The organism is Acidobacteriota bacterium (assembly GCA_016713675.1).
Classification (GTDB): Bacteria; Acidobacteriota; Blastocatellia; order Pyrinomonadales; family Pyrinomonadaceae; genus OLB17.
In genome coordinates this window covers 2,113,887-2,129,862 of the sequence record JADJOS010000001.1, presented here as the reverse complement: position 1 = coordinate 2,129,862, position 15,976 = coordinate 2,113,887, and the positions used below count along the sequence as shown (strand labels likewise).

The 15,976-nt window shown below is 54.1% G+C and carries 8 protein-coding genes and 2 tRNA genes; 1 reads left to right on the top strand and 9 read right to left on the bottom strand.

The window, feature by feature from the left end; translation table 11 throughout:
- Window positions 1-7: 7 nt before the first annotated feature.
- Window positions 8-7,873: a tetratricopeptide repeat protein gene (locus IPK01_09725; GenBank protein ID MBK7933760.1), complete on the bottom strand. Its 7,866-nt coding sequence runs from the start codon at window positions 7,871-7,873 to the stop codon at window positions 8-10.
- Between the two features lie 320 nt (window positions 7,874-8,193).
- On the opposite strand from IPK01_09725, the gene IPK01_09720 reads away from it, so the two are divergent.
- A complete protein-coding gene (locus tag IPK01_09720) occupies window positions 8,194-8,829 on the top strand; it encodes a hypothetical protein (protein MBK7933759.1) in 636 nt (211 codons plus the stop codon).
- A gap of 130 nt (window positions 8,830-8,959) precedes the next feature.
- Here the strand turns inward: IPK01_09720 and IPK01_09715 are convergent.
- From IPK01_09715 to IPK01_09680, 8 genes are all read right to left on the bottom strand, one after another.
- A tRNA-Asp gene (locus tag IPK01_09715) sits at window positions 8,960-9,036 on the bottom strand.
- 7 nt (window positions 9,037-9,043) lie between these two features.
- Window positions 9,044-9,119 (bottom strand) — tRNA-Val (locus IPK01_09710).
- A 159-nt stretch (window positions 9,120-9,278) separates the two neighbouring features.
- On the bottom strand, window positions 9,279-10,298 hold the full coding sequence (locus tag IPK01_09705) for a hypothetical protein (protein MBK7933758.1): 1,020 nt from the start codon (window positions 10,296-10,298) through the stop codon (window positions 9,279-9,281).
- 163 nt (window positions 10,299-10,461) lie between these two features.
- The gene (locus IPK01_09700) at window positions 10,462-11,469 is read right to left on the bottom strand and encodes a hypothetical protein (GenBank protein ID MBK7933757.1); all 1,008 of its coding nucleotides are present in this window, start codon (window positions 11,467-11,469) and stop codon (window positions 10,462-10,464) included.
- Window positions 11,470-11,500: 31 nt separating this feature from the next.
- Complete coding sequence (locus IPK01_09695; GenBank protein MBK7933756.1) at window positions 11,501-12,295, bottom strand: polysaccharide export protein; 795 nt, start codon at window positions 12,293-12,295, stop codon at window positions 11,501-11,503.
- A 67-nt stretch (window positions 12,296-12,362) separates the two neighbouring features.
- A complete protein-coding gene (locus IPK01_09690) occupies window positions 12,363-13,754 on the bottom strand; it encodes a TIGR03013 family PEP-CTERM/XrtA system glycosyltransferase (GenBank protein ID MBK7933755.1) in 1,392 nt (463 codons plus the stop codon).
- A 9-nt stretch (window positions 13,755-13,763) separates the two neighbouring features.
- Entirely contained in the window at window positions 13,764-14,768 is a 1,005-nt protein-coding gene (locus IPK01_09685; GenBank protein MBK7933754.1) for a CpsD/CapB family tyrosine-protein kinase, read from the bottom strand.
- A 91-nt stretch (window positions 14,769-14,859) separates the two neighbouring features.
- The gene (locus IPK01_09680) at window positions 14,860-15,915 is read right to left on the bottom strand and encodes an AAA family ATPase (protein ID MBK7933753.1); all 1,056 of its coding nucleotides are present in this window, start codon (window positions 15,913-15,915) and stop codon (window positions 14,860-14,862) included.
- Between the last annotated feature and the right edge of the window lie 61 nt (window positions 15,916-15,976).

Sequence of the window (15,976 nt, the reverse complement as noted above, 5' to 3'; positions counted from 1 at the left end):
TCTCCTGTCATCGCAGCCCCGTAGTTATCAGCAGCTGCGATCCATCAAAGATAACTCGCGGATACCGGTTCGGATCGCCGGCGACGCCGTTCCATATCTTCGTTGTGATCACCTGGCCATTACGTCCCGCTGTGAATTTGACGCGGCCGCTGGCGTCCATCGTGACGCTCACATTTCTCTTCTCGCCCGCACCGATCTTATTTGACGGGCCGAACGTATCGCCTTGAGCGAAGATATGCGTCGGCATATTCGAGCGGTTCTCGATGATCGCGACTACGGCCATTTCGCCGCCGGTCTGGTTCGGTGTATTTTTCACCGGAGGCGTATTGGTCGCCGATCCGCCATACGGATAGCCTTTGACCACAGCAAATCCACGGCCCCCGCTTTGAGAGTTATGCGACCAGGTTTCGGGCGACGAAACCACGATCGTGTACGTTCCTGCGGGCAAAACAACATTTGGCCGCACCTCCCAATACGCGTTTGGAACACCACCTTGACCCGGCGTACCGTTAGCTCGCCATCCGCCAAACCGCTGACCGGAATCGTTGTAGACCCCGATCGATCCGGGCGTGGCACCGCGAGCATTGTTCCAGTGGTATGTCTGGATATAGGTCAGGACCCATGGGCCTTTGACCACAAACGTGGTTTCGGCGGTCGGGCCATTGCTGACGCCATAAATATTGCCGTTGTTCAGCACCTGGGTCTCCTTGCCGGACGGTGTTTTCACAGGCACTTGTTTTGGAACGGGCGTTGGTGTGGGCTTTGCTCCAGGCAGCTTGATCGTTCCGACGCCCGGGATCTTGATCTCGGTCGGTATCTCAAATGGCTTCTTCGGCGTCTTTTGGGGGGTCGGTGTTGGTTTTGGTTTGGTCGTCACCGGCGTCGATTTGGGAGTTGGAATTGGCTTCGGCGTCGGTTTTGGCGTCGGCAAAGGTGTCGCCTTTGGAGTCGGAGTCGGTTTCGGCTTTGGTGCCAATGCTGCCTTTAGCCGATCGCGATTTGCGACTGCCTGACTATTTCCGGGATCGAGTTGAACGGCTTTTTCATAGTCTTTGAGCGCGTTCTTGAGGTCATTTCCCTGTTCACGGCATTCGCCATGGCCGTTGTACGCCGGACTGTTTCGCGGATCAAGTGAGATTGCCTTTTCATAATCCGGTATTGCCAACTGGCAGCTGCCGCTCGCCTGATATGCCATTCCGCGGGCGAGATAAGCACCGGCATTTCTGGGTTCGAGATTGATGATCTTTGTATAGACATCGATCAGACCCTGATAATTATTGGTTCTCACATAGATCGCTGCAAGTGCCTTAAGGGCGTCCATATTTCGCGGTTCGATGATCACGACACTTTGATAATCGCTGATCGCACCGCTGTTGTCGCCAATTGACTCGCGGGCCTTTGCACGTGCCATATGCCATGCTGCAACACCGGACTTAAGTTCGATTCCCTTGTCATAATCCTTCAATGCCCCCTTTGTATCGCCTATCGCGAGTTTAGAATTGCCCCGTTTGATGTACGTCTCAGCATTGTTCGGGTCGGCCTTGATAGCTGAATCATAGGCCTTGATCGCACCTTTGTGATCGCCGGATTGCTGCAGCGAATCGCCTTTCGCAAGAGCACTGTCGCCTTTCGCTCCTTTTTCTCCGCGGGCAAGACGGTCGGCAATGATCTGCCGATACTTTTGAGCATCGGCATGAGTCGGAGCGATCTTGAGGATCTCGTCCGCCGTGACTAGTCCTTGCTGCAGCTGCTTTTTATCAAATTTTACCGCTTCGGCTGCGGTCTTGACCTGAATGAGCAATGCATTGATACGGTCGCGGCGAGCAAGAGCCTGCGTCTTTAGATTTTCGGCGATCTTTGGTTCTGGATCGGTCGTAAAGTTCCAATAGACATCGAAATTCTTCCACATCTCGTCTACATCCTTGAGCACTCCATCGAAATCGCCCGCGTTCAGTTTCGCCTCTGCTTGTTTGAGTATTCCGCGCCGGCGTTCCTTTTCGGTTTCATGTTCGCGTGCCCAATCTTCGTAGCGTTTAAGTTCGGCCTCGCTTGGAGCCGTCAATTGGAATTTCGTTCGCACTTGCGGTGCGAGGACAAGTGCCTTCTTGAAATCTCGCGCCTCGTTCGCCAACCGAACTGCACCGATCGCCTCTTTGACCTCCGCGTCGTGACGTCCCCATTTGTCGTTGATTTCCTTGTCGAGATCCGTCACCGGTTTATAAAGAGGATGCAGTGCCTTCGCAGCATTGAGTGCGGTCGATGCATCGACAAACTTGTTCTGAGTGAGCAGTGCTTTCGCCTTTGTGATCGCAGCCTGAACTGCGGTACGTTCCTTTTTCCACTTCGCGGAGAGCGACTTGGCTTCCCTATTTGTTGGGTCGCCGGCTTCGGCTTCGCCGACGAGTGTTATGCCCTCGTCAAGTAGGCCTTTACGGACCAGGTCTTTCGCCTTGATCAACTTATCCGCGGCTTCTTTTTTCTTCGCCGCCCCTGAATTGGCGGCCGCAGCCTTCGTCTTTGCTGTTTTGATATCGAGTGCCGAAACCGTAACCGAGAAACTCGCGGTGCCCTTACCGAGCAGCACGCCGTTCTTGTCCTTGGCTTCGACTGTAAGTTCGGCGGTTCCTGTCTCGTGTCGTGAGACCGTTATCTCCTGGGCAATGTTGTTGCCGATGGTCGTGCCTTCGTTAGCTGTCCAATTCCAACGTATATCGCTCGGTGCTCCGGGTTCCACGATCGTGGCTTTTACGCGGACCATTTCGTCCGCACAATAGACATTTTTCTCAACGGTGACGAGACCGACGCCCTCACGCCAGATCTGCGGTTTGAGGCCGCCGCTGCCGAGGACCTCCGTTTTCACGGTGAACATCGTCGGCGAGTATGTTCCGGTGATCTCGGCGATCGTATCGCCCCAATGCGGAACTCTCGCCCGGACGTTCAATTGAACAGGCTTGGCATCTTTTAGTGTAAATCCGATCTCGCTGGCGTTATCTTTGTATTCCATCCGGTTGGATGACGGAGGATCGGTCCAAACAAAGTCGATCATAGACGGGTCAATCGCGGGTTTTCGCGGCGGGTCTTCGGTGATGACGGCTCGGATCTCCTGGCCGGCCTTGCCCTCGCCCTCTGCCGGAGTGAAGGTAAATATGTACTTTGGAGCCTTAACCTCAATTTCCTGCTGGGGAGTTTCCGTAACGGTTCGCGTTCGGCCTTCCTCCGTAACCATGATCTCGGCCCAGACCTTGATCTTGCCCATTCGGTCAAATCTGGCATTTGTGGTCGGCCCGCCCGTCGTGGGCGGAAGGAACGTGATGGCGGGTTCCGATTGCCAAATGACCTTTATCGAGGACGAATCACCCTCATTCACAGGGTCAGGGATACATATAGCTCCTGGCTTACTCACACATCCCCTTCCAAAGGCCGCACCGAGTTTGTCCATGCCCGCGACTTTCGCTGTGAGCGGAATTTCAGCACCATAGAGCAGCGGTCCATTTACTTTTTCGAGCGTTGCGGTGACGCCGCCCACCTCATATTCGAGGCTCGCCTTTCCAAGCGATCCGGTCTTACCTGCAACTGATACGGACAGTTTATATTTGCCGATCTTGTTGCCGCGGATCGTGACCTTGCTCGTTGATTTGAGTTCGGATGGTTCGCCTTCAAATGTTCCGCTCCAACTGTATGTCAGCGGCTTTTCATGTGGTTTGAGTGCGTCTACTACAGCTTCGACCGTTGTTGTTTCGCCAACTTTGAGAGGTGTCACCGTCGCTGGAACAAACTTAACGCGTGAGGCAAGGATGGTCGTTCCGCAAACCAATGAGCCATCGGCCTCATACGTAATATTCGGCACTTGTCCCGAGACTCCGGGCTCACGTTTCCACAAGCACGATGTCTCGATCTCATTTGTCCCTCCGGTTACCGCTCCGACCGAACCTTTGTAAAAGTGGAGCGATCCGCTGACCGGGATCACCGCCTTGATACCGCTGGTCGTTCCCGGTTCGGTATGCGATTCGAGAACATCCATCATCGTTTTCGGAGATCTGCCCTCGGCCCAGACGTTGATCGCACGCGACGACCTGTTCGTTACTCGTGCCATCACGGTTTCGGGTGTTGCTTCAGGAGTTGGAGTTGTGCCGGGCGTCGGCGAAGGTGACGGTGTTGGAGTTGGCGTTGGCGTCGCTCCGGGCGATGGTGAAGGTGTAGGTGTCGGTGTCGCCTTGCCCTCGACATCAAACTTCAGCTCCTTTCTAAGCAGCAGCGTAGATTTCCCGTCCGCTCCCTCAACGAGAAGTTCGCAGGTTACAGTCGAGGCACCGCTCTTTGGTGCCGTCACAGCCGTCCGCGAACGGTCAAAGTTGTCCACCTTGCAATTTGTGCACGCCCAGTTGTAATGAAATCGCGGCTTGCCGCCAAAGAACCTCTCGGGAATATTCGCCGTAATACCGGCGATCGCCTGCGGCTTTGGCTGCGGAGGTGTCAACTCCAATATGAGAAAGTCGTTCGGTACCGCAACGCTCATCGTCACGGCGAGCGAACCTTTCGCCCGGTCCGTGCCGCCGCGGGTTAGGACGACCGTTAGTTTGACGGGCTCAGGGCTGTACGGAGCGTAATTCGTTTTCAGATTTCGATCATCCGGTGTGAATCGGCCATTGCCCGACGTGAACCAACGGATCGTCAGTTTGCCCTCGGTCATTTGCGTGGTGAGTTCAGGATCGCTGAATTTGAGTTCTAGCGAGGTCGATCTGTCGAGGGTGAGCGTTTCGCTGCCTTTTACGATCTGAGCGCCTTTATCCAGCTGAGCTTGAAAAGCGGCACTGACGGCGTAGAGCTTTTTCACTTTTTCGACCGCAGAGGTATACTCCGTAAAATACGCGGAGCCTTGCTCGGCCGTTTCCTTGTCAGATTCATCCAGTGCTGCTCGCCACGGAAATACAACGTCGCCGAGAATTCCGAATGCCTCTTTGTCCACAGGGTCGCCAACCAGCGGCTCACTGCCTTTGGCGATCGTGATGTCGCGAGTGATGCGGGCAAGAGCGGAGGCAAATCCCTTTCTTGATTGCTCCGATTTTCGCTCGTCTTCGACCGGATCGCCGGTCCATTTGAATTGGAGAACCAACACGCGATCCCAACCGGTCTTCAACGCAATATTCGTTTTGACGCTCCGTTGCCAATTCCAGATACGCATATAGGCGGCATATGCTTCGGACCAGACGGCTCCGCGTTTCATATCGCGTTCTTCCTGAGTGTCCGAACGGACCGAGTTTCCGGCTTCTTCGGCACCCTTTTTAACGACCGCAGAGAGTTTGACCTCGAGTGGTTTGCCGCGAAGCTGCTCGAGCTTTTCCTGCAGTTTGTCGAGTTTTGCTTCGGTCTCGTTGGCGGCGGCAAGCGTCGCACGCTTGGTCTCGGCCATTTCGATGAGCTGTGCGATCATCACCTTGTCCTTGACGATCTCACGGCGATCGGTGATCTTCTTTTTCAGAAGGCTAAAGACTTTGCACCATCGCTCCTGGCTTTTTTCACAAACGGTTTCAAATCCGAATAGCCAACGGCTATAGCCAACCGATGACGCGAATATACCGTCCGCGGCAAGTGCCTCAGATCGATTGATCGCGTTCATCTGCTGCTCGGCAGCCTGCCGTAACTGCTGTGTGACCGGATCCTCGGGAATGAACGCCTTGTCGAGCAGATCGGTGCTTACCGCTGAAAGATCGTTCATCAGGAATTCCTTTCCAGTATGCCGATAGCGCAACGATTTGGCCTCGAAAAAGAATTTTGCGAGTGCCTCGCGTTCGACGAGCGTTCCGCCGGGCAGGTTGAGCCGAACGAACTTTGGCCGCTCGCCGGTGGTGTCAAAATCGCTGTTATATACCAGGAAGTCAACCAGTCCCTGTTGCTGCATCTGAATCTTGTACGCCGCACCAAGGTCGATCGACAATACCAGGACATCGCCCACGAGAGCGATCGGCCACGCCGGCGACAGGTATAGAGCGTCTTTGATAAAAAGGACGAGAACGGTCTTGTCCATTCCCTCGGTGAACAGCAGCTTGACCTCGGCACCGCCCGGCACGAAATCCATGATGCCGAACGCGGCCGAACTCAGATCTTCCTGGAAATTACCTTTTGCCCACGATTCGTACATTGCCTTAAGGCAAGCGGCTCCACCACCGGCCACCATCGCTGCCAGCACAACCTTTTTTGCAGCAGGATTTTTGGCCATTTTCATAAAGAAATTGTCGCCGAGATCGTTCCCGAGCATTTCTTCGATGGTGGCGAGGGTCTTTGCCTCGGCAGTATTCGCTTTTTTCGCACGGCGGGCGATCACTTGCTGAAGGCGGGCGAGTCGGCCCTCTGCCTTGACGAGCATGTCGATGAAGGCCTCGCGAGTTCCGCCGGATGCGATCCATTGGTCGAGTGCCTCGACGAGGTCCTTACTCTGTTGAAAACTCGTATAGAGTGCACTATATAGTTCCTTATTCTCACCGGCCATCGACTTGAGCTTGGCGATCATTTCGGTCTCGGGAATGTCGATAACGCGGTCGCGCATCAAGGCAAAACCGGTAGTCAGTTCGTTCATCATTCGCCGCACCTCGGGGTTTGACGCGACGGATTTGCCCGAAACCTCGGCAACGGCAATTACCGGGGCAAGCTTTTGCGGGATCTCTTTGAATGCGAGGTCGATGTTCTGCGCACGCAGCGTGTTAAGCCAGGAAAGTTCCTCGGCAGTCAGATTGGGTCGTAACTTGAGTTCGCTGCGCAGCTTGGTCAGCTTGGCGATATCCGCCGCCGTGACGGACGCCGCTTCGCCGGCAACGTTACGCATCGCACCTGATTCACTAAGGGCGAAACGCTGCCGCAGTACATATTTGACCTTTTCGGAATCGGGTAAATTTGCCCAACCGGCGTGCGTTTGAACGATCTGTCGTTCGCAGCTGCCGACGACGGTCAAAGCTCCAAACTTTTGCACTGTCGCCCGAACGGCACTGTCATCCATCAGATCGGCGAGCATCTTGCTCTTTTTTGCCTCGACAAACTGCCGCAAAGGCCTCGCCGTCATTGCCATCGATTCGCCGCTGCGCTCGGCGATAACGGCTCCTTTGTCGAGCATTTCGCCTTTGATACTGGCGATACCCGATTCGCCGAGAAATTTGTCAGGTTCGAGTAGTTCGATGGCTGTCAGATCTATACCGCGGATATTCTTGAGCGAGCCGAGATCCATTCCCTTAACCTTGAGTTTGGCGAGGCCCTGATTCTCAAGAATGCCGTTGAGCATCCGTGCAGCTTCTTCCGCCTTGGTACCGACAAACGAGATGTCGTCATCCGAAAAGAACATTCGGTAGCCCGTGCCGCCGTCGCCCGTGCCGCGGATCTGCAAATAACGTTTGCCGGACGAACCGGTGCGGATCACGGCTTCGAGATCTTTGCCGTAGGCATTCAAGACTTCCTGAACGGCATTATCAACTTGCGCATATCGCCGCTTGTCGAGCGTTTCCCTGACGACAGACTCGAATGCCGAGGGGCCGGCCGTGTATTTCGTACCGGCCGCACGCAACTTTGCGATCAGATCGGACTCGCCGTCTTTCGACATTATGTTCAGTTCCCGCATCAAGCGATCGACAACGGCCTCGTCAGCGCTTCCGTCCTTTGCCCATTGGGCAAGCAGCCGCTCGATCTCGTCCTGCTGCGGAACGAAAACGCCCGAAAACGCAGCCGAATATGCCGAGTCCGACGGATCGGCCAACAGACGCACGTTGATCGAATCGGCCAACGACTTAGGGAACAGGTCGTGAGCAAAATAAGTACCTTGGCTTAAGTGATACGAACTAGAAATTAGAAGAATAGTGAATGCGGCGGCAAGATAACGAAGGTGTTTCATGACGAACTCCCGGCCCGGAGGCGGAGTCCCGCATGCGGGCGCCGTTAAAAGAAGTGAAAGCTTGAGTAAGCTATCAAATATCTAATCTGACTATGAGCAAATCACGTGCCGCCAATTGCAGTGAACGCATATCTAAATAGCCCATAAATACGCCTCTTTGATGCGATCGGGTTTGCACCGGCTGAGACGATCAAGAATATTCCACAACATGATCGAAAAATTTCGCAATAGTTCAGCTTTATGTTAATATTTCTGGTCTTTCGGATTCAAAAGATCATTTCTTAACAAAACTGAAGCAGTGCAAAAATAGGAGAATACAAATGCAGCATTTCAGGTCGTTAGGTTTCACATTATGCGGATTGGCAATTTTTTTATTGGTCAGTATCGGGACCGCGTCGGGACAGACAAAACCGAAACTAGCGGTTATCGAGTTTAAGAATAAGGCGGACAATCAGTGGTGGTACCACGGCGGAGCCGAGGCAGCCCAGGATGTTTTTATCACAGAGTTGGTCAAGTCTGGCAAGTTCACGGTCATAGACCGCGAACAGCTCGAGGAGATCATGCAGGCGAGAAATCTCACCTTAAGCGGCGAATTGGATAAGAAAATGGCTGTCAGGGTTGGTAAAGCTCTTGGAGTCAGGTACCTGCTAACGGGTGCGGTTACCGAATATGGAGTTAACGAAACGGGTTCAGAAAAGGGTTCCGGGATCGGGAATCTGCCGGGCACCTCTGCCGGAAAACGTAAGTTTGTAGCGGCGTTAACCTCACGGCTGATCGATACGTCAACCGGCGAAGTCGTTTGGGCGGACCAGGCCAGAGCTGAGGAGTCATCTGTGAAAGTATCTGTCGGCGGCTTTGGCGGCGGCGTGGACGACGAGAGGATGTTCGACAAGGTCATGAAACCGGTCATCGTAGAACTCGTCTCCAACCTCAAGGCCGCAAACCCTGTAAAATGATCGGGGCAACCGGCTGAATAAGCGGCGATCCTCAGACAGCACAAGAAACGAGGCAAGAACATATCGTTCTTGCCTCGTTTCTTATTTGTGCGCTTTTTATGCCTTTTTCGGCGAAATCGCTTGAATTAAATGGCGGAGCCGACGGGGCTCGAACCCGCGACCTCCAACGTGACAGGCTGGCGTTCTAACCAACTGAACTACGACTCCGCAAGAGTGGTGGGCACGAAGGGACTCGAACCCCTAACTTCCTCCTTGTAAGGGAGGCTGTCTACCAATTGACGTACGTGCCCGAGATCTATGAATAATAACTTTTATTGCACGCGTACCCGATGAATTTTCAAAAAAACGCGCTCATTTCCAAAAAATGAGCGAACCGTAATCGTACGAAAATCACGGGCCCTAGTCAAGTTCGGCCCCGTAGTTTCCGCTCAGCGGCCTCAGCGGCACTACTACTGCTTGTACTTATCGGCCTCGTCGAGGGCCGCTCCGACATCATCTTCGAGTTCAGCCAACAGGTCGCGGGCTTCGACGGCCTTTTGCTCGAGGGCTGCGGCTTCCTGGCGGGCCTGATAAGCCTCTTGGCGGGCTTCGAGGAGGTCGTCCTTCGCCTCTTGGGTGTCTTGGACGGCTTCTTTCATTTCGGCAAATGCAAGTCTGGCCTCTTCCTCTGCCTTCCTGGCCTCATTCTCTGCCCGGTCGCGGCGTGTCTCAGAATCAGTTGCTAGGTCCTTGGACATAACGGCCATCAGGCCGAACATCTGCAACGCGACGGCGAGATACGTCATGATGCTGGCCCACCATGTGAGGTCATCTTTCTTTTTCTCCAATTCCTTGATCCGAGATTCTTTGGCTTGCTGGTTGGCGATGAACTGATCGTTCAGTTCCTTCAGGTACGGACTGAGCTCGTTCATGATCTCGTCAGTGCTCAGTTCCGACATCGATGCGGGGTCGGCGACGTCGGCCGACCTTTGGATCAGTCTTCCGAGCTCGGTCGTTGGTTTGGACATTTGGGAAATTACCGTGTCGGCCTCCTTTTGGATCCGGTCAACCTCCGCTGCGTTCCCTTCGTCACGAGCTTTTTTTAATCTGGTCAAAAATTCGAGTGCAACAGCATCACGCTCACTGGTCGCTTTGATGACATCCACCGCTGACAGGTCGTTTATCGCAAACAGCATTCGATCGAGGTACGACTGAAGCAGATAGATAGAATCTTCGTTCGCCGCCTTTGCCGCTTCGCCGGTGGACATTCTGGAGAGGTTATTGAGCATTATGAACTGCCCGTAAATGACATCCGCCCGCTTCATCTCAGTCGCCTGAGTAGTGAGAGCGGTCGTAAGTCTTGTCAGCTCAGCCTCAGTGTCCTTGAGCCTGTCATTTACGCTCGACAACACAAACACACTGATCACTACCGAGATCAGCGAAATGGTAAAACCAAACAAGACCCAGCTTCTTGACGAGATACCTGCCATAAACTCTTCTTTTCCTCATGAGAACCGATCGACGACCTATTTGCACGAACGGCTATATGATAATCCCGATTGCCTGTCAATTGCTCCGGCATCGGGCATAGAAAAAACGCGGCCGTTGCCGCGTTCTTCACTATCTGATCTGACCGGATGACCACGGAATGGATCAATTCCGAGGCTGCATGGTCGGTTTTGCGTCGGTCGTATTCGTACCGTTGTCGCTGTACGACAGGATAGTTCCGCCAAATCCTACGATCCAGCCTTTGCTGCCGTAGAAATAGACCTTTTCGAGCCGGTGTTTGACGCGGGAATTGACGTCGTCCCACTGAATTCCGCCGTTGCGGGTCCTAATGATCGTTCCGTCGTCTCCGACTGCCCATCCTTCGCGTGAATTGCTGAAGAATACGTCGTTCAGATTGGCTTCGACGCCGGATTCCTGCACACGCCACAGGCGTCCGCCGCCGGTCGTCGCGACGATCGCGCCGCCGTTGCCGACCGCCCATCCGAGTTTGTCGCCCTCGAAAAAGATCGAGTTGAACTTCGAATCGTTATTGCCGATCAGCGTTGCCTTGTCCCACATCAGGCCGTTGTCTTCCGTGAACAATATCGTCCCGCCGGCACCGACGATGACGCCGTTCGAACCGCTGCCGTAGGCACCGTCGAGCAGCAGGAAATGGATCGCCGATTTGCTCGCTTTCCAGGTCTTGCCGTCTTCCTGCAGTTTGAAGAAGATGCCGCCTTCGCCAAACGCGGTGCCCCAGCCTTTCGAGTTGAAAAGCAGCTTGGTAACACGTTGGCGTCCTGCATCCTCAAATTCTATGCGTTCCCACGTTCTGCCTCCGTCGGAGGTCTTTCTAAGGTATGATGTCGCGTTCTGGCCGCGTGTGAAGACGTTGCGTTCGCACAAGATCCAACCGTTATCCTCGTCGGTGAAATGGACCTGGCGAAACGTATCGGTCGTAAACTTTGGCACTTGTGCCCAAGTCGTGCCGCCGTCGGTCGTCGACAAGATAACGCCGTCCGTACCGACAATCCAGCCTGTACTTTCCGAGACGAACTGAATGTCCCGCAGCCAAGCAAAGCTGTTCGTCCGCTGCTTCACCCAATCGGCATTCACCGTCTGAAAGCAAAGCACGAGAACCACGAACACTAAAAATTTGAACGACTTTCTCATTCTCTTTCTGACCACTGACCACTGACAACTGTTAGAACGGGCTGCCGAACAGCATTCTCACCGAACTCGCTCGACCGATATATTCCAGGACCTTTTCGAAGCTGAATCCCTTGCCTGGCACGAAGACCTGATCGCCCGGATTTAGAAATACCATTTCCGCCTTGCCGCTTTCCATATCCGCGAGGCTGACAACGCGTCGGCTGAGCTTGCCCTGCGGTGTGTAGCTGACGATGACGGTCTTTTTCCTGTCCCCGCCCTTGGCAACGCCGCCGGCGTCGATGACGGCTTCGTATACGCTGATCTTGCGGTCCATGATGCGAACGCCGGGCGTCGTGACCTTGCCCATCACGCTATAGCGGATCGACATCGCTTTATCGAGCGTGACCGAAACTTTCGGGTCGATGATATATTCGTCCAGCTTTTTGGTGATCTCGGCGGCGACCTGCTCGACAGTTTTGCCGGCAACAAGCACACCTTCGCGGATCAACGGATATGATATGCGGGCGGTCGGCGGCACAGTGACGCCGATTTTGCAATAGTCCGGGCACTGGCCGAAAACTTCGACCGTGATCACATCGTTCGGACCGAGCCGATATTCTTTTAGATAGTTGTTGTAGTAATTGTAAACTTCCTTCGCTTCAGGCGAATCGACCGCCGGATCGTCCTCAGATACTGCGGCTGTTCCGGGCGTCGGCGTCGCGATGACCATCGGGTCGGATTTCGCCGTATCGTTCTTTGCGAAATTCGCCGTATCCTGGGCGAGGACCGCCGCCGCGGCCACGGCCAGCAGCAATGAAATATTTACTATCGATCTAACTACTTTCATATCAATTTCTCCGTCCGCTAATAAAACGCACATTAGTGCGAAAAATCCATTTTTTTGACGCGGCGTGTTACCGGCCGCCTTTACCGAACAGCACTGTTTTCACCGTCTCAAAAACGATGACCAGATCCAGTGTCAGGCTTTGATTCTTGATGTAATACAGGTCGTACTGCAGCTTTTGTATCGCGTCGGCGACCGAGGCTCCGTACGGATATTTGATCTGTGCCCAGCCCGTCAGGCCGGGTGCGACCAAGTGACGATGTTCATAGAACGAGATCTCGGTCGCGAGCTGCTTGACGAAATGCGGACGCTCAGGCCGCGGACCGACAAAGTTCATCTCGCCCTTCAGAATATTCCCGAACTGCGGTATCTCATCGACGCGGATCTTGCGTATTACCTTTCCGACACGCGTCGTCCGGTCGTCGTTATCTACTGCCCATACGGGCTTTCCGTCCGATTCGGCATCCGTCCGCATCGAGCGGAATTTGATCACATTAAAAATGTGGCCGTTCTTGCCGACGCGTTCCTGTTTGTAAAAGACCGGTCCGCGAGACTCGAGTTTTATCAGTATTGCCGTCAATACGCCGACCGGAAACGAAACGATCAGTCCAACGAGAGCCAACAGCCGATGCATCATCTCGCGAAAAACCGCCTTGACGCGTGAATCCCGCCGCCGGCCTGCAAATATCAGCCACGAAGGCCGCAGCATATCAACGTGGACCTTGCCCGTGATGCGTTCGAAGAATGACGTACATTCTTCAATAGAAACATCTCCCGCAAGGCTCATCCTGAGCAGAGCTTCCGTCGGAAAGGCACCGCGGCGTTCGCGAACGGCGATCACGACGCGATCGATCTTTTCGTTGATGATGACGGATTCGAGATCGGGGCCTTTTCCGAGAATTACCGACTTCCCGAGCTTCTCCATCGGTTTTGCACCGTTCTCTGAGATAAATCCGACGATGCGGTATCCGGCATCGCGTCGATCCCAGACAGCTTCGGCAGTGTCGAGAGCGGTCTTGCCCGTGCCGACGACGAGTATCTTTTCGCCGATCTCCGGATGGCCCGTCAGACTGTGGATCGCGATCCGCCAGCCAAGCAATAGAGCCAGGACCAGCGGAACCGAAATGATCGACACACCGCGGCCGATCATCAGCGGCGGAGCAAAATAGAACAATAACGCGAGCAAAGCCCACGCAATGCCCAACGCCTGCACCAGCCGCAACAGCAGCTCCCGGCGGTTGGTCATCACAATGTAGTCGTAAAGGTCGTAGAAATAGAGGTTTAACAGGCAGACCGAGGTCGCGAGGCCGATCTTGACCCAGCCGTTCCGTTCACTCAATTCGTTTACCGAACCATCGATGCCAAGCCGCAAATAAAGCGCGAGAATGACGCCGCCATATATGATCGCGGCGTCGGCTGTGATCAGCCAAAATTTTCTCGGACTAAACCGTGAGGCACCCATTTCTGTCGTTTACGGACCGACCTGTTCATTCAAACGTTTGTAGTTGTAATAACCGTAGTTATAATGCGATTCGTCCATCACGTCTTCGCTCTGATTGAGAACGACTCCGAGCATCCGATCCTTGGGCAAAGGTTCGAGAATGCGTTCGAGGGCTCCGTATTTTGTGCGGTTTGCCCGCACCACTAGAATCGCTCCGTCAGCGTGATTGATCAGCACGGTCGCATCGGTAAAGATGCCGAGTGGCGGTGCGTCGATGATCACGTAATCAAACATTTCGCGAGCTTCGCGCAATATTTCTTTGAATTTCGGCCCCGAGATCAGCTCGGCCACATCCTGGCGGGCTTCGCCGCCCGGCAAAAGATGTAGTCCTGAAGGCTCAAGCCTGATGATCGATTCCTTGAGCGTCGCTGTTCCGGCAAGCACATCCGACAAACCTCGGTCGGTCTCGATACCCATATAATCGGCAAGGCTCGGCATACGCAGATCACTGTCGATGATCAAGGCCCGCACGCCATCGGTCTGTGCGAGCAGCCACGAGAGATTGATCGACGTCACCGATTTACCTTCGCTGGGATTGACGCTGGCGACGACGATGGTCTTGAGATCGTTTCGCTGTCCTTTGTGCAGGACGTGCGTTCGCAGAGATCTATATTCCTCGCAATACGATGAATTCGGCTGAGTGATCGCCACGAGGCGAGGCTCAACGCGCTCGGGGTCAACCTGCCAGCTGACAAAGTCAGGCAGCGGCTTGACGACCGAGCGCGTTGGGCTGTCGACGTTCAAATTTGCCCCGGCAGTTATGCCCGTTTCCAAATCAGGGAGTGCCGTCCCGAAGTTAGATTCCGGCTGCCCATTGAACGTCGATACTGGAGTACCGATGGCGAATTCAGGTGCGACAAGGTCCGCCGGTACATATGCCCGTCGAACGTCACCGTTGAATGGCACAACCGTCGCTGTACCCTCACCATTCGGTTGCTCAGATCTTTTCTTTTGTAATGCTTGTAAGATGCTCATGGCTTTCTTTAAGTCTTAGGTCTTTGGCCTTTGGTCTTCGGTCTTTGGTCTTGATCGAAGACCAAAGTCCCAAGACCGAAAACCGACATTCTTAGTAAAATCCGCCCAATTCACCGATCTCGAGATGTATGTCATCGTCGATGTCGTCGAATTTGAATTCGCTTGGCTTCGCCTGACCGTTCGAATGGCCATTTCCATTCCCGTTGCCATTCCCGTTGCCATTCCCGTTGGGGTACGAACGCTGGCTGTTGTTCCACAGCTCTTCGCGTGCTTCGGCCGTCAGTACGCCCGGAGCCTTGAAATCAGACATCGGAGCAGCCTGTTCGCGTTTTTCCATAGGCGGAATGAGGTCGAGATTTTCAGCGACTTCCTCGATCACACTGCGGCCGATCATACGTTCACCGGCGGCATACGCCGTGAGCATTGCGTTGTCGCAGAGATTGTTGATGTTGCGCGGTATTCCCTCCGAGCAGCGGTAGATATAATCGATCGCCTCGGCCGAAAAGATCTTCGGCTGACCCGAACCTGCGATCAGCAGACGTTCGGTAATGTAACGTTCGACCTCCTCGACATTCGGGAACGAGTGCATATTGCACCGCAGAGCAACGCGCTGTTTGAGCTGACGAAGATTTGCCTGATTCAGCTTGTCGCGGAGTTCCTGCTGGCCGGTCAGGACGATCTGGAGATGTTTGGCATTGTCCGACTCGAAATTGAGCAGCAGGCGGATCTCTTCGAGTACATAATCTGAAAGTTCGTGGGCCTCGTCGATGATGATCACGGTCCTGAGGCCTCGGCGATGGCGTTCTTCGAGGACCTTGCCCATTGTGTTGAGCAGCTCGGATTTATTCGTCCAGTCCTTGATGCCGAGCATCTGCGTGACGTGGTGGTAGAATTCCTCGACCGAAAGCCGAGGATTGAAAACATACGCCGCGAGCACTGACGAATCGAGGCGTCTAAGTATCCATCTCAGAGCCGTGGTCTTGCCTGTTCCGACCTCGCCGGTCAGCACGATCAGGCCCTTGGCATTTTCAAGCCCGTAATAAAGGCTCGCCAGAACTTCGTTGTAGCTCGGCGTGAACACGATAAACCGCGGATCCGGCGTCAGTGTGAACGGAAAATCATCTAAGCCAAAAAATTCTTTATACATAACATAATTACCTCTTTGTTCAGAGTTACGCCTTTAAGCGTGAAATAACCACAGAGTTCTC

Excerpts from the sequence above, each read along its gene's own strand:
- IPK01_09700 (MBK7933757.1), bottom strand. The coding sequence starts at position 11,469 with ATGAGAAAGTCGTTCAAATTTTTAGTGTTCGTGGTTCTCGTGCTTTGC.
- IPK01_09685 (MBK7933754.1), bottom strand. The coding sequence starts at position 14,768 with ATGAGCATCTTACAAGCATTACAAAAGAAAAGATCTGAGCAACCGAAT.
- IPK01_09705 (MBK7933758.1), bottom strand. The coding sequence starts at position 10,298 with ATGGCAGGTATCTCGTCAAGAAGCTGGGTCTTGTTTGGTTTTACCATT.
- IPK01_09725 (MBK7933760.1), bottom strand. The coding sequence starts at position 7,873 with ATGAAACACCTTCGTTATCTTGCCGCCGCATTCACTATTCTTCTAATT.
- IPK01_09680 (MBK7933753.1), bottom strand. The coding sequence starts at position 15,915 with ATGTATAAAGAATTTTTTGGCTTAGATGATTTTCCGTTCACACTGACG.
- IPK01_09690 (MBK7933755.1), bottom strand. The coding sequence starts at position 13,754 with ATGGGTGCCTCACGGTTTAGTCCGAGAAAATTTTGGCTGATCACAGCC.
- IPK01_09695 (MBK7933756.1), bottom strand. The coding sequence starts at position 12,295 with ATGAAAGTAGTTAGATCGATAGTAAATATTTCATTGCTGCTGGCCGTG.
- IPK01_09720 (MBK7933759.1), top strand. The coding sequence starts at position 8,194 with ATGCAGCATTTCAGGTCGTTAGGTTTCACATTATGCGGATTGGCAATT.